The sequence below is a fragment of the Pseudomonas sp. C5pp genome (genome assembly GCF_000814065.1).
Lineage (GTDB): Bacteria > Pseudomonadota > Gammaproteobacteria > Pseudomonadales > Pseudomonadaceae > Aquipseudomonas > Aquipseudomonas asiatica.
The window spans coordinates 1-14,043 of the sequence record NZ_JWLN01000061.1 but is presented as its reverse complement, the minus strand read 5'-3'; the positions used below and the strand labels follow the sequence as shown (position 1 = coordinate 14,043).

Genomic DNA, 14,043 nt, shown 5'->3' with positions numbered 1-14,043 from the left:
CTCAACGGCTTGCGTGTCGAGGAGGCTGCGCAAGCCGCAGGGGTGAGTGTCCGCACGGCCTACAAGTGGCTCAGACGCTTTCGCGAGGAGGGCGAAACCGGCTTGATGGATCGTTCGTCACGCCCGCACTCATGTCCGCATGCCACGGCAGCAGCCATGATCGAGCAACTGATCGAGCTGCGCCGGTCGCGCAAGACCTACCGGCAGATCGCCCAGATGCTCGGTCTGGCCGTCAGTACCGTCGCCCGCCGTCTCAAGCAGGCCGGTTTGCACCGATTGGCCGAGCTGGAGCCAGCCCCTGTGGTGGTACGCTACGAGTACGCCAACCCTGGCGATCTCCTGCATCTGGACATCAAGAAGCTCGGCCGCTTCTGGAAGCCCGGGCACCGGATCACCGGCGATCGTCAACAGTGCTCCAACGGCGCCGGTTGGGAGTTCGTCCATGTGGCCATCGACGATGCTTCCCGACTGGCCTTCACCAGCCTGCACCCGGATGAGCGTGGCAGCAGTGCCTGTCAGGCCTTGTTGCAGGCCTTGCGTTACTACCATGGGCTGGGCATCCGCTTCCGGCGGGTCATGACCGACAATGGCTCCTGCTACCGTTCCCGAGCGTTCCAGCGCTTATGCGCTCGCCTTGGGCTACGGCACATCCGCACCAAGCCCTATACGCCGCGCACCAACGGCAAGGCCGAGCGCTTCATCCAGACGACCTTGCGTGAGTGGGCCTACGCCCGGAGCTATGACAGCTCCGAGCAGAGAGCCGCGCACTTGCCTGCCTGGCTGCATCACTACAACTGGCATAGGCCGCATGCGAGCCTCACATACAACCCGCCGATCAGCCGCGTCGCACTTTCACTGAACAACGTACTGGATTTACACAGCTAGCCAGCAGGATCCTGGAGGTCATCAATGGCTACCTGGGCGAGCGCGGTCTGCTCCTGCTCCAAGGCAGCATCGTCGACGCGACCATCATCCATGCCCCCAGCTCGACCAAGAACAAGGATGGCAAGCGCGATCAGCAGATGCACCAGACCAAGAAGGGCAACCAGTACTGTGTGTCACGAACACAGGTCGTATGACCTGTGATGCTGTACCGAAGATGGAAGTAGGCCTTCCGAAGTCGGCTTGCAGGAGCAGGCTTCAAACCACCCGGTGCTGCTGCATCCAAAAGGTGCGGTGGTGAGCAACCGAGGAAAAGTCATCCCATGATGATGGCAGGTGAGTATGGAGAAGATGAGCGAAAGCAAACCGTCCGATGACGCATCGTTATTCCCTAAAGTGCTGTCGAAACTGAGGTTGAGTACTGGCTTCAGGACGAGTTGGGGCGTTACCTGCTTACGGCCCCAGTGGCAGCCGGTGTAAAGGCGGCATGATCTCCATACAGGCTTGGGTACGGAACGTGAGAACCTTGTTCCAGATGCAAAGGAAAATGACAAATGGCTAAAACCATGAGGAAGAATACCAATGCTGGAATGAGGGGCGGAGCCTCCTGTAGTAGTGATGAAGCCTTTGTAATGAAGGCGGAGCGAAGGGGAGGCGTTATCCTGTCAACGAACGCTGTCAACCTCAGGGGATGAGTGGCGTGAGTTCGAACAAACCTTACAACATAGCGAAGCGCGTGATATGGGAGGCCTATCAGCAGGTCAGAACCAACCGGGGAGCTGCTGGAATCGACGATGAGACCATTGCCGATTTTGAGCGGAACCTGCCGAAGAATCTTTACAAGCTATGGAATCGAATGTCGTCGGGGTCTTATTTCCCGCCGCCGGTCAAGGTTGTTGAGATACCGAAGGCATCGGGGGGTATACGCAGGCTGGGAGTGCCTACGGTCAGCGACCGTATCGCACAAACTGTAGTCAAACTCCTCATCGAGCCGAAGCTGGATGCGCTTTTCCATCCGGACTCATATGGATACCGACCAGGGCGTTCAGCCAAACAGGCCATAGCGATCACACGCGAGCGCTGCTGGCGATACGACTGGGTGGTGGAGTTTGATATCAAGGCGGCTTTTGATCACATTGATCATGAACTGCTGATGAAAGCGGTGCGAACCCATATCAAAGAGGACTGGATACTGCTGTACATCGAACGATGGCTGGTTGCTCCGTTCGAGGCAGCAGATGGCGTTCGCATTCAACGCGAACGTGGCACCCCGCAAGGCGGCGTGATCAGTCCCATGCTGATGAATCTGTTCATGCATTACACCTTTGACGCTTGGATGCAACGAAACAGCGCAAACTGTCCTTTTGCCCGGTACGCCGATGATGCGGTAGTGCATTGTCGTAGCGAGAGGCAGGCAGAACACGTGATGCGTTCAATCGCTTCACGTCTAGCAGTTTGTGGTCTCACGATGCATCCCGAGAAATCGAAAATCGTGTACTGCAAGGACAGCAATCGACGCGCGGAGTATCCGCATGTGAGCTTTACCTTCCTTGGTTTCACTTTTAGACCCAGGAAGGCAATCGGCCAACAGAACAACCTTTTCACCAGCTTCCTGCCGGGAGTCAGTGCGCAAGCGTTGAAGCGGATGCGGCGAGCAGTGCGCGAGTGGCGGGTCAACCGCCAAACTCACGTGACGCTGGCTGCTGTGGCTCGGCTTTACAACCCAGTGATACAAGGTTGGTGGCAGTACTATGGCGCGTTCTATCGGACGGCCATGCTTGGCATCTCTCGACATATCGATAGCGCACTCAAGCGTTGGGCCGGTCGTAAGTACAAAATACTTCACGGGCGCAAGCGGCGCATATCTCAATGGTTGGACACGGTGCAGACGGCTGCCCCTCGACTGTTTTATCACTGGCAAGTAACCGAGCAACAGGTTGGATAACGGGAGCCGTATGACGCGAGAGTGTCACGTACGGTTCTGCGAGCGGCTACGGGGGCAGTTCCTGTGGCCGACTCACCACTTCGGCATGAAGGCGCACATCGGCGTCGATGACGATTCGGGATTGGTGCACAGCGTGATCGGTACGGCGGCCAGCGTGGCTGACGTCACCCAGGTCGACCAATTGCTGCATGGCGAAGAGTCGTATATCTGCGCTGACGCCGGCCATACCGGCGTCGAAAAGCGCGCCGAGCACGAAGGCCGCGATGTCATCTGGTCGGTTGCCGCTCGCCGCAGTACCTACAAGTCGCTCGGAAAACGCAGCCTGCTCGGGCGCGTGATTCGCCAGATCGAGAAGGCCAAGGCTCAGACGCGAGCCAAGGTTGAACATCCGTTCCGGGTAATCAAGTGCCCGTTCGGCTACACCACGGTGCGTTTCCGTGGGTTGGCGAAGAACACAGCCCAACTGGTCACCCTGTTTGCCCTGTCGAACCTCTGGATGATGCGGAAACGACTGCTGATGGCAGGCGAGGTGCGTCCGTGATGTGGGCAGCAGCCCACAGGGTGCCCGTGAAGGGCAAGGAATAGAATTGGGAGTGCTGAAATAGCCCGCGATTGACGCAAGAGACCTTCGTGTTTCGGCCTGCCGGGTGGAGCGAAGGCAAAAGTCGGGGCTATTTCAGATGGTATGGACGCCTCCCCCCGGCAGCGGGCCGACCACAGCACCTCTGTATCCATAGAGGATCCTCGCTGCTCCGGCATCGAAGTGCCAAAGTGAAGCGTGCGTGTAGAAAGCATCACTTGAGCAGGAGGTTCCACCATGAAACATAGCGTGATTGGCATGGACATCGCCAAGAAGGTTTTTCAACTGCATACCGTTGATCAGGAAACCGGAAAGATCGAGCGCTTGAAGCTGCGGCGCGATGAAGTCCTACCCTTTTTCGTTGCACGGCAACCCTGCCTGGTAGCGATAGAGGCTTGTGGCAGCGCTCATTGGTGGGCCCGTCAGCTTCAGCAGCTGGGGCACGATGTTCGTTTGCTGGCTCCCCGCTCCGTACGTCCGTTCGTGCTGCGAAACAAGACCGATGCGGCCGACGCCCAAGCTATCTGGACGGCAGTACAGCAACCCGGTGCTTGCCTGGTCGCGATCAAACGGCCCGATCAGCAGGCGATCCTCTCTCTGCACCGCATCCGTGCCCAACTACTGAAATTTCGCACCATGCAGAGCAATGGCTTACGTGGACTGCTTTACGAGTTCGGGATTGTGCTGCCCGAGGGCTACGCCCAACTGGGCAAGGTCATTCCGGAAGCATTCGCTGATGCAGAAGGCAGGGTGCCTCCCCTCTTGCTGGAGAGCCTACGCGAGCAGTGGGCGCGGATCATCCACCTGGATGAGGAAATCCGAGGAATCGAACTCCGCTTGAAACAGTACCTGCGCGAGAGCTCCGACTGCCAGAAAATTGCAGAGATCCCCGGGATCGGTCTGTTGACCGCTACTGTCGCCGTGGCCTCACTGGGAGATGCTACGACCTTCCGCTCAGGCCGCCAGTTCGCTGCTTGGCTGGGATTGGTACCTCGCCAAACGGGTACCGGTGGTCGAGTTCGTCAGCTGGGGTTGAGCAAGCGCGGCGACACCTATCTGCGAACATTGCTGATGCACGGTGCTCGCTCGATCATCAACAGGGGGCAAAAATCCCGGTGGATCGAGCTCTTGCTGGCCAGGCGCCCTTATAACGTGGTGGTTGCAGCGCTGGCTAACAAGCTCGCCAGAACGCTTTGGGCTGTGCTGGCCAAGGGCTCTCCGTACCGATCCGAGCTTTTTACGGAGTGTCCTGCTGGGCACTGAAAGAACTGAAATCAATCACTTACAGGCTTCACAAGGAGCACAGACGGTAAGCACGTGATGGCGGAGTAGGTCAGACCGTGACGGGGTAAACCTGATAGGGAATATGAGCCAGGGCGTCGCCCACAGCTCGATTTTCAGATGAGGGCCTCGTCAGCGGATTCCATCAGGGCCAGCAGGCTCCCGGCCTGCACAAACAGGCCGGATATAAGACTGCTCCTGACTACACGCCTGCATGTCTACCTATTGAGCTCCGGGAGGCGTCCATATAAGACCTTCCCTAGGTCTTACCACGGTGCTTTCTGATCCATTTCGATCAGGAAGCGCCGTGTTTGCTTGCACTTCACTGAGCACTCGGCATTGGCGAAGGTCAGCCGCTTCATCGAGGGGTTCCAGAACGGTTGTAGAAGACCTATTTATACCAGGTTAGGAAGTCTTTTTCAGACCCTCCTCATGGGTTGCCTTCAAATTAATCCTGCGCGTGTATCCTAGCGCCCCTACAGCGATAGACGCAGCGAGAGACGGAATCACGGTTATCATCACGATGGAATGCCCCTCCCAACCAATTGACAACAAGACCCCGCCGAAGATCGGCCCGAGAATAGAACCGACCCGACCAATGCCAAGCGCCCAACCGATGCCAGTAGAGCGTATAGCCGTGGGATAGAGATCCGCGACTACTGCATTGATTCCGAGCTGTGCACCCACAATCCCAAATCCTGAGAAAAATATTGCACCCAACAACAACGTTGAAGACAGCCCTTGAATAGCAGAAACAGCAATAAAGCAAGCCGCCAAGGCGTAAGCATTAGCCAGCACAGCGAAAGGATTTAATCGATCTATCAGCCTTGCTATTAACAAGCTCCCTATCACACCACCAGCGTTGAGCAAGGCAGTCCCAAGAATAGCCGTTTTCAGTGGAAGACCCGCAGCCTTTAGCAGCGACGGCAGCCAGTTCACCAGGAAGTACATCACTAATAAGTTCATAAAAAATGCTACCCAGATCAACAAGGTCATCGACGTACGTCCATCCCGGAAAAGATGACGCACAGCAAACCCACCATGGTGTTCTTCGGGCAGATAAAATTTTGTGGAGTCATTAATAGAAGCAACTGGAGCCAGCCGACGCAGAATACCGGCGATCTGAGCCCCACGCCCTCCCTGCGCGCACATGAAACGAATTGATTCAGGCAGCATGAAGTAAAGTATAGGGATTAGCAGCAAAGGCAACGCACCGCCAATGTAAAAAACCGCTTGCCAGCCCCATGCAGGAATAACTTCAGCGCTGATAAAACCGCCCATCATTGACCCCAATGGGAATCCGGCGAACATGAGGGTGATCATGGTTGCGCGCAGGCGCTTAGGTGAGTACTCTGAGGTCAATGCTATAATATTTGGCATTGCACCACCGAGACCAACCCCGGTAAGAAATCGAAGGAGCAGCAACTCAATAAACGAACTGGAAAATGCCGTTAAAAAAGCAAAAACACCAAAAAGAAAGACCGTTAAAACAACTATCCTGCGCCTCCCAAACTTATCAGCAAGAGGCCCAAACAACAATGCACCACAAGTTAACCCAAGCAACCCAATGCCGAATACTGGACCGAATGAAGAAGACGGAAGCCCCCAATCAGACGCTATAGCTGGCGCCACATACGCAATAGACTGGGTATCGAAGCCATCAAGCATAGCAATAATTGCACAAAGAACAATCACCCTTATCTGATAGCCACCCAGCAAGGCCTTGTCAATCAAGGAACTGACATCCACAGCAGTCGAATGGTTCATCTTGTTATACCTCTGTTTTTTACCAAAAGAAGCCCAAAAGGCAAGCTCTTGACTGCACACCAACCACAACCGGAAGACCCCACCCTTCAAGCACTAAAACAAATAGGCTAGCGATCTACGCATTAAACTAATGAAGCACACACGACGCTATATTGAGCATCCAGCTCATCGGCGCTTATTATAAGCAAAGCTCTCGACTACGCATGGGTAGTCCGCACATTAAAAACATACTTACCAACAGACAGATGAAAACTCAAAACACATGAATGACATAAGAAAAATTCAGGCGATTCTCATCTACATCAGTCCAATAGCTAGAACGTTCTGCGGAAGCACGCGGACTTTCTTCAGCATATCGCTCGGTACCTCCCAGGCCAGATCCAAGTCGCGCTCTCAGAGCCTTGCCCCAAAGGGGGGCGACGGTGTCGCCTTGATGAAGCGCAGGGTGCCGGTTAGGGCTGCAAAGTCATAGCGCAGCTGCCAAGAGCGCTGTTCGGTCGCGGTGAACTAGAAAGTCGGCACCCCGTAGACCAGCGGAATCAGGTTGGTCGTACTGCACGCAGGCTAGGTTATTAAGGGGCAAGATTTTTCGCTCCAGGCATTACAACATTTTGGGGTTCTCTCCTAGTGCACCCAATTGCACCATCTGAGTTCACCTTTGACTTCTCTATTTGGCTCTGGCCATGGGCGCCTATCCACGGGAATTCTAGTTACCCCGTGGATAAGCACACAGCTATGCCATGCTTAACCCAGGTTGAGCAAAACGCGACCGCTTTCGACTTTCACCGGGTAGGTCCGGAGATCCTCGGTAAGAGGCGCGCAGAGTGCTTTTCCCGAGCAGATATTGAACTTACCCTGATGCAATGGACATTCGATCTCGCATCCGTCAAGAAAGCCATCGCTCATCCGTGCCTGTCCATGAGTACAGATGTTGTCGGTAGCAAACACCTCACCATCAACCAAGTAGAGGGCAATTTCACGTCCGGCTGCAATGATCCCAATAACGTCACCATCTGGGACTCTTTCAAGCGGTGCAACATCGACCCATTCACTATTCATAAAAATACCTAGATCGGATAAATGATTGAGTTAGCAATCATTTCAGAGTCGTAAACACAGAGGCGAGACAGAAGCTTAAGCCCTTCCGGAGTGCGCACGATCTGATCGCGGTAATATCCCGAATTGAAAACCGTGGATTCTCCATCGAGCTTTGTACGAACCACCACATAATTTGCCTCAGAGATGATTCGCTCACCATAAATATCTCGCTCGACCGATATCACCCGTGGCATACCAACAATATGCCTTTGATAATAGGGGTCATGATACATGGTCTCTTTAACGCCATAGACCCTATCACGTATCATTGCCTTACTCTCAAGAGCCAGAAGACACAGAGGCAACCCGCGCTCATAGTTCTCTCGCGGCTGAAGGCGATACGTTCCACCCTCAACAAAAAAGTCAGGCCACTTCTCCCAATCTGCCGAGTCGCAGACCATTGCATAGTCGCTATAAAGGCTCTGCAGCTCGAAATACACTTTGAAGTCGATCATTATTATTCCCCCATTGCTTCGCGCCAGTAGGCATACATACCGCGGATCAGGGTCTCGGTAACCATATGATCAGTATCACCGATCTCATGCCCACCCATTTCGATCACACTGCGGTAGGCTGGCTTCTGCTCGAACCCCTCCTGAGACCATTCGATAACTTCACCGTCATCTGCAGAAACAAACCCTGCAGGTCCAAACAGATTTGCCTGAATCAAACGACGCTCAAGCATTTCTGGAGTGTCATCCTCAAATGCGAAATGGGTCCACACAAAATCGAAAGAGCCATGGCCATTGGGCTGGATGTGGCGAGTAGAAACGCTATTGACCTGCTGCTGAATGATCACGCTCGGGAAAATCGTAGTCATCACCGCAGTCGGTCCCCCCCACCACGGCTCGGGAACGATGTCGAGCAGTCGTGGATCGTTAACTTTCATCTGATCCTTGAAACTGTCTACGCCGCTCACGACCTCTTCGTTTTTCCCGCCTTGGCCGCGGGTGGAGATCATTGCGGCATGGCGGAAGCGCTCATCCATTTTCAATTCTGATTTGTTGTCTGCACGCCAAAGTCCGAATGTCGAAAACCAGGTATGCAACAAGCCAGGATGGTAAGGATCTTTGATGTTTTCCTGCATTAGCTTCCAGTTACCTGGAATACGCTGGCGGCGATAACCAAGAACCACCAGCTTTCGACCATTAAAGAGACGATCAAAATAATGCAGAATGGTCGGACCGAGGAACTCTTCAAAAGACTCCACGTTGTGATCGAACGACGCAAATACTACGCCACCGCGCGTCGCCACCTTGAGCTTGGTAAGGCCATGCTCCTCGAGCTTGAAGTCTTTCGGCATACCGCCATTGACCTTGCCGTCCTGCTTGACGCCGCGACGGAACGGCACGCCCTGAAGATCGCCCTTAAGACTGTAATTCCACTGATGATAGGGGCAGAAAAAATCCTTCCGGTTACCATGGCGCTCCCGGCAGAAACGCATACCACGGTGCGCACAGACGTTTTCAACAACGTTAACACTGCCATCCACGTCGCGAACCATGATCACCGAGCGCTCACCAATTACAGTGCGCTTGAAATCACCAATATTGGGGATTTCCGCTTCCAACCCCACATAGCACCAGTGACCTGAGTAAAACAGGCGCTCAAGTTCCTTCTTGTACAAATCTTCGCGGGTATAGGCCCAAAAAGGAACCTTGCTAGTATTATCGCCAGGCCACTTTGGGTTTTCCGGAAAGATGGCATTATTGTCATTCATTGTGACGCTCCTCTTATTATGCTTGCTTTTTTATGACAGCTGCATGCTACGACTGTGCCGACGGAAACCGTCAGATACCACTCGGATAAAAGGCATCTGCATGGACATGGCCCTGCTCCATGCCACGACGTACGACCAACATATTCAAAGCCTCGACCATGGCGGGAGCTCCACAGAGATAGGCGCGCCAACCGGCCAAGTCGGGAATGTCAGATTCGATAGCATCGGTGACCAAACCACGGCGCAACCCCTGCGGCACATCGCCAGTCGCCACAACAAAGTTTAATTTTAAATTGGGATGCTCTGCGGCAAGACTTTCAAGTCGCTCGGTATCGTAGAGATCCTGCATGCTGCGCACACCAAAATAAAGATGAATCGGGCTACGCATTCCCGATTCGAGTGCACCTCGCACAATCGACAACACTGGAGCGATGCCTGTCCCGCCACCGACGCATAACATTGGGCCTTCATGCTTGCGACGCAGGTAGGCAGTCCCCAGAGGACCACTAATACGGATAGCCGCCCCGATGTCCAGATTGCTGAATACATACTCAGTAACGCGACCACCAGGCACGAGGCGAATCTGGAACTCCATCTCCTCATCACTTGGCAGGCCAGCCATTGAGTATGGCCGGATATGCTCGGGCGTGAATTGTAAAGTAGCGTACTGCCCAGGAGAAAACTCGAGAGGTTTCGCCAACTTCACTCTTAGGCGACGAATGTCATGCGTAGGATTCTCGATTGCGACCACTGTCCCCTTAATGATCCGGGCAGGATGAACCACCACCTCGTCTGCTTCAGGGATCTCAATGGTGCAACTCTCCTTGAGTGTTGCCTGACAGGCGAGGACATAGTGGTCGCCTTCGTACTCGGGACGTCCTGACTCAGGGCCGGCATTCAAGACCTCCCCCTCGACGACACGGCAACGGCATGTTCCGCACCTCCCGGACATGCAACTGTAGGAGACTGGCACCGCGTTCTCACGCAGCACATCGAGCAGGTTCTGACCGCTCTGGACATTTAGGCGAAGATTTTGTGGATATACGACCAGCTCCATGACAGCTCCCCGTTCTTACTTGTATCTAGCTTGAAGTGATCATGACGAATCGACGGCAATAAATAAATGCAATGAGGTGAATACGTATCATCACCGCCATGAATATTTACTCAAGGCCATGCATGCCTGTAGTCTGGCCCTGGAGCTCAGAAAGATGCGGTGAACACACCGCACCCCGCCAGCGTGATGGATTGTCCGCTCAGACGGGAAAGCCCTGGCAATAGATGAGCCACCATCTCATTTCAGGAGATGGGCTCAGGATGGCAGACAGCAAAGCTGTTTCTGATTGCTCGGCCCCAGGGGGAAACCAGAGTCGCACTTCAACTAGGCTATAATTCACCCCAAGGACCGTACGTATCCCCCACCCAACGAGGAGTCGCATATGGAGCTTCGTGATATTGATTTAAATCTTCTCGTAATTTTCCATCAACTATTAGTTGACCGGAAGGTTTCCACCGCTGCTGAGAAGTTAGGCTTAACACAGCCAGCGGTTAGCAACGCACTTAAGCGACTGAGAACACTGCTCCAAGATGAGCTTTTCGTACGCACGTCACGAATGATGGAGCCAACCCCATATGCGCAACAGCTTGCTGAGCCCATCGCCTATGCTCTGAGCACACTGCAGGGCGCGCTGAATCAGCAGGTAACCTTCGAGCCTAAAACCAGCAATCGAAATTTTACGCTGGCGATGACCGATATCGGTGAAATCTATTTTATGCCGAAGCTAATGGACACGCTCGCCGATCTAGCACCGAATATAAAGATCAGCACTGTACGTAACTCTGAAATCAGCCTTAGTGATGAAATGCAATCAGGGGCCGTCGATCTTGCTATTGGATTACTTCCGAGTTTACAAGCCGGATTCTTCCAACGCCGCCTCTTCCACCATCGCTATGTATGTATGTACCGAAAGGACCACCCCATTGCAGGCCAGTCGCTGACAGCGGAAAAATTCTGCGAACTTGAGCATGTACGAGTGATATCAGCCAATACAGGGCACGGGGAGGTAGAAAAATACTTGGCTCGTGCTGGCATCAAGCGATCCGTGCGTCTAGAGGTCCCGCACTTTGTAGCCGTCGGCTACATTTTGCAGAAGACAGACCTGATTGCTACAGTACCAGAAAGATTCGCAGCATGCTGCGTATCTCCGTTCGGTTTGTCTTTCTCGCCAGCCCCATTGAATTTACCCGAGATTGCGATCAACCTTTTCTGGCATGCCAAGTATCATCGAGACCCTGCCAATCGCTGGCTACGGCAACTAATTTTCGACCTTTTCGCCGATTAAGCAAAAACCATCAACGCAAGTTACATCTTCATATTCGGCACAAGCCAGCCACTTGAAGCATTAACTTGCTAGAGCCAGAACATCAGAGCATATTGCACTTGAACTTAACTTTGCCGAAACCATCTATTTGTTAGCATGCCATCACCGCACGTAACAATTCTACATCACTTGCACTCGGCTAGAATTCGCGGCAATGTGCGGGCCGCCCCATAAATAACTGCTGCCGCAACGCATTCTGCAGAACGTGCAAGAGCGTTCCAAAACTTCCTGGCGCTACCTGCGCAGGGCGAATCACTGCGTTTGCGCCTCATACAAAAATGGTTCGAATAAAGCATTCCAGTGATTCAATCCACGCCAAACCATATCGTTGCAGAACCTCAACCTTGAGGAACATGAGTACCCTGCAAAAAAAAGGCGCCAGAGGCGCCTTTAAGGGAAAGTGGTTGGGGCTGGTAGATGCGTTGCTCCTGCGTCAAGGCTTAAAATTTCCCCTTACTTTGGGCGGTTGCAGGAGCTGAGTGCAACACGGTTATTGAATTAAAGCTGGAGCATCATGCCGCATAACCAAGGCTTCCTGCATCACCTCGCCCATGACTTCGATCGGGCACTTGAAATCAAAGCGTTTACGGGGGCGCATATTCAGTTCCAAGGCGATGGCATTCAATTGCTCTTGGCTGTGTACCGACAAGTCAGTCCCCTTGGGCAAGTACTGGCGAATCAGGCCGTTGATGTTTTCGTTGCTGCCGCGCTGCCAGGGGCTGTGCGGGTCGCAGAAGTAGATCGCCACGCCGGTTCTTTGGGTGATCTCGGCATGTCGCGCCATCTCCCGGCCCTGGTCGTAGGTCATACTCTTGCGCATCGCCAGCGGCATGCCATTAAGCGCTGCACTGAAGCCCTCCATCGCCGAGGTCGCCGTTGCGTCGTTCATCTTCACCAGCATCAGGTAGCCACTGGTGCGCTCCACCAACGTGCCTACCGACGAGGCGTTGGCCTTACCCTTGATCAGGTCGCCCTCCCAATGCCCCGGCATCAGCCGGTCTTCGATCTCTGGCGGGCGCACATGAATGCTGACCATTTCAGGGATCTGGCCGCGCCGATCCACGCCACCAGAGCGCGGCCGGCGCGTCGTCTTGCCTTGGCGCAGGCAGACGATCAGCTCCTTGCGCAACTCGCCGACCGGCAAGGCATAGATCGCGTTATAGATCGTCTCACGACAGACGTAGGCGTCTCTGAGGTTGGGTATGGTCATGCTGCGCAGCTTGCCGGCAATCTGCTCGGGAGACAAACGCTTACGCAGCATGTGGGCCACCAACTTGAAGCGCTCGCTACCCGGCAACAGCTTTCGTTTCGGTCGACAGCGTTGGCGGCGGGCCTGCATCTGCTGCTGGGCCACGCGGGCCGAGTAGCTGCCACAGGCATCTCGATTGCGGCGCAGCTCGCGACTGATGGTCGAAGGGGATCGGGTGATCAAGCAAGCAATCTTGCGTAGGCTGAACCCTTGGGCACGGCCGATTTGAATGGTGGCGCGTTCTTCAACGCTGAGTTCGGAATAGGACATAGGGGCAGCACGGTACCGGAAAGGTCAGGTGTTGCACTCAGTTTTCGCGGCCGCCTTGGCTAAAGGTCAACAGGCTTCCGGCACAGCCGACTTGACATCAGCTTTTCCCCGTGTCGGCATTGGAATCATAACCAGTGCGGCCAAAACGAAGAATCCGGCACAGACTAACAGCCCCGTCGAAAGGCTGTAGTAGCTCGCGATACCACTGAGCAGCACCGGTGCAAAAGCTGCCAGACCCCGGCCAGCATTGAAGCAGAAGCCAGCGCCAAGGGTCCGCATGCGGGTTGGATACAACTCGCTAAAATACGAGCCGAACAGGCCAGCAAAAGCGATAAAGAAGGCATACATCGGACCAAGCCAGAAGAGCGATTGACGGTCCGCACTGAATACATAGATCGGCAGCATCATGGCAGTCAGCGACAGCGAGATAATGATCGTCTGGCGCTTTCCTATCCGATCGGCCACAAACCCAAAGAAATTCATCCCCAGGAAATTTCCCAAATTAAGAGCGGCCATGAAGCTCGCCATGGCGGTCAAACTTAGTCCTCGCTCCTGAACCAGGTAGGTAGGCAGCCACGTGCTTGCCCCCCAGTAACCGAGCAGCGCCAAGCTTGCTGCCATGGTCCCCAGCAATGTGGTCCGGAGTTGCGCCGGGGCAAAGATTTCATTCACGGACACCCGCACAGCGGAGGCTTGAGATGCGCGCTGTTCCTTCCAGCTTGGGGACTCCGGCACCAGAAAGTAGATATAGATAATCGGAAGAACCACTGCGATCCCGGAAACGGCGAACAGCGTGCGCCATTCTGGCAGCATAAATTTGGCGGCCAAAGCAGCCAAGATAGCGCCGACGGGAAACGCACTGATCACGAA

At 54.3% G+C, this 14,043-nt stretch carries 10 protein-coding genes and 3 pseudogenes; 6 read left to right on the top strand and 7 right to left on the bottom strand.

From position 1 onward, the window contains the following. The 5 genes and pseudogenes from RR51_RS27725 to RR51_RS27710 form a co-directional block, all read left to right on the top strand. Window positions 1-885 (top strand): IS481 family transposase (locus tag RR51_RS27725; protein ID WP_039615387.1); only part of this gene is annotated, 885 nt, incomplete at its 5' end. Further along, window positions 879-1,052 (top strand): annotated as a pseudogene (locus RR51_RS31375) (IS5/IS1182 family transposase); the annotation flags it as partial. The gene RR51_RS27725 and the pseudogene RR51_RS31375, both read left to right, overlap by 7 nt. A gap of 521 nt (window positions 1,053-1,573) precedes the next feature. Continuing rightward, window positions 1,574-2,841, top strand: a pseudogene (gene ltrA / locus RR51_RS27720) (group II intron reverse transcriptase/maturase). Between the two features lie 59 nt (window positions 2,842-2,900). Continuing rightward, a pseudogene (locus RR51_RS27715) lies at window positions 2,901-3,368 on the top strand (IS5 family transposase); the annotation flags it as partial. A gap of 276 nt (window positions 3,369-3,644) precedes the next feature. After that, entirely contained in the window at window positions 3,645-4,670 is a 1,026-nt protein-coding gene (locus tag RR51_RS27710) for an IS110 family transposase (RefSeq protein ID WP_039615386.1), read from the top strand. Between the two features lie 423 nt (window positions 4,671-5,093). On the opposite strand, the gene RR51_RS27705 is transcribed toward RR51_RS27710, so the two are convergent. The 5 genes from RR51_RS27705 to RR51_RS27685 all read right to left on the bottom strand — a co-directional run bounded on the left by RR51_RS27705 (window position 5,094) and on the right by RR51_RS27685 (window position 10,330). Then, window positions 5,094-6,455: an MFS transporter gene (locus RR51_RS27705; protein WP_052261137.1), complete on the bottom strand. Its 1,362-nt coding sequence runs from the start codon at window positions 6,453-6,455 to the stop codon at window positions 5,094-5,096. Window positions 6,456-7,199: 744 nt separating this feature from the next. Further along, a complete protein-coding gene (locus RR51_RS29835; protein ID WP_082044780.1) occupies window positions 7,200-7,514 on the bottom strand; it encodes a non-heme iron oxygenase ferredoxin subunit in 315 nt (104 codons plus the stop codon). Window positions 7,515-7,522: 8 nt separating this feature from the next. Beyond that, the gene (locus tag RR51_RS27695; RefSeq protein ID WP_039615384.1) at window positions 7,523-8,008 is read right to left on the bottom strand and encodes an aromatic-ring-hydroxylating dioxygenase subunit beta; all 486 of its coding nucleotides are present in this window, start codon (window positions 8,006-8,008) and stop codon (window positions 7,523-7,525) included. Window positions 8,009-8,010: 2 nt separating this feature from the next. Next, entirely contained in the window at window positions 8,011-9,273 is a 1,263-nt protein-coding gene (locus tag RR51_RS27690; protein ID WP_039615383.1) for an aromatic ring-hydroxylating dioxygenase subunit alpha, read from the bottom strand. A 70-nt stretch (window positions 9,274-9,343) separates the two neighbouring features. Further along, window positions 9,344-10,330, bottom strand: coding sequence for a 2Fe-2S iron-sulfur cluster-binding protein (locus tag RR51_RS27685; protein ID WP_039615382.1), 987 nt, complete (start codon window positions 10,328-10,330; stop codon window positions 9,344-9,346). Window positions 10,331-10,712: 382 nt separating this feature from the next. Here RR51_RS27685 and RR51_RS27680 point away from each other — a divergent pair, with 382 nt between their 5' ends. Next, window positions 10,713-11,615, top strand: a complete 903-nt coding sequence (locus RR51_RS27680; protein WP_039615381.1) for a LysR family transcriptional regulator — start codon at window positions 10,713-10,715, stop codon at window positions 11,613-11,615. A 529-nt stretch (window positions 11,616-12,144) separates the two neighbouring features. Here the strand turns inward: RR51_RS27680 and RR51_RS27675 are convergent. Further along, complete coding sequence (locus tag RR51_RS27675; RefSeq protein WP_039615380.1) at window positions 12,145-13,173, bottom strand: IS30 family transposase; 1,029 nt, start codon at window positions 13,171-13,173, stop codon at window positions 12,145-12,147. Window positions 13,174-13,239: 66 nt separating this feature from the next. Further along, window positions 13,240-14,043, bottom strand: an 804-nt coding sequence (locus RR51_RS27670) for an MFS transporter (protein ID WP_039615379.1), incomplete at its 5' end; no start/stop codon positions are given.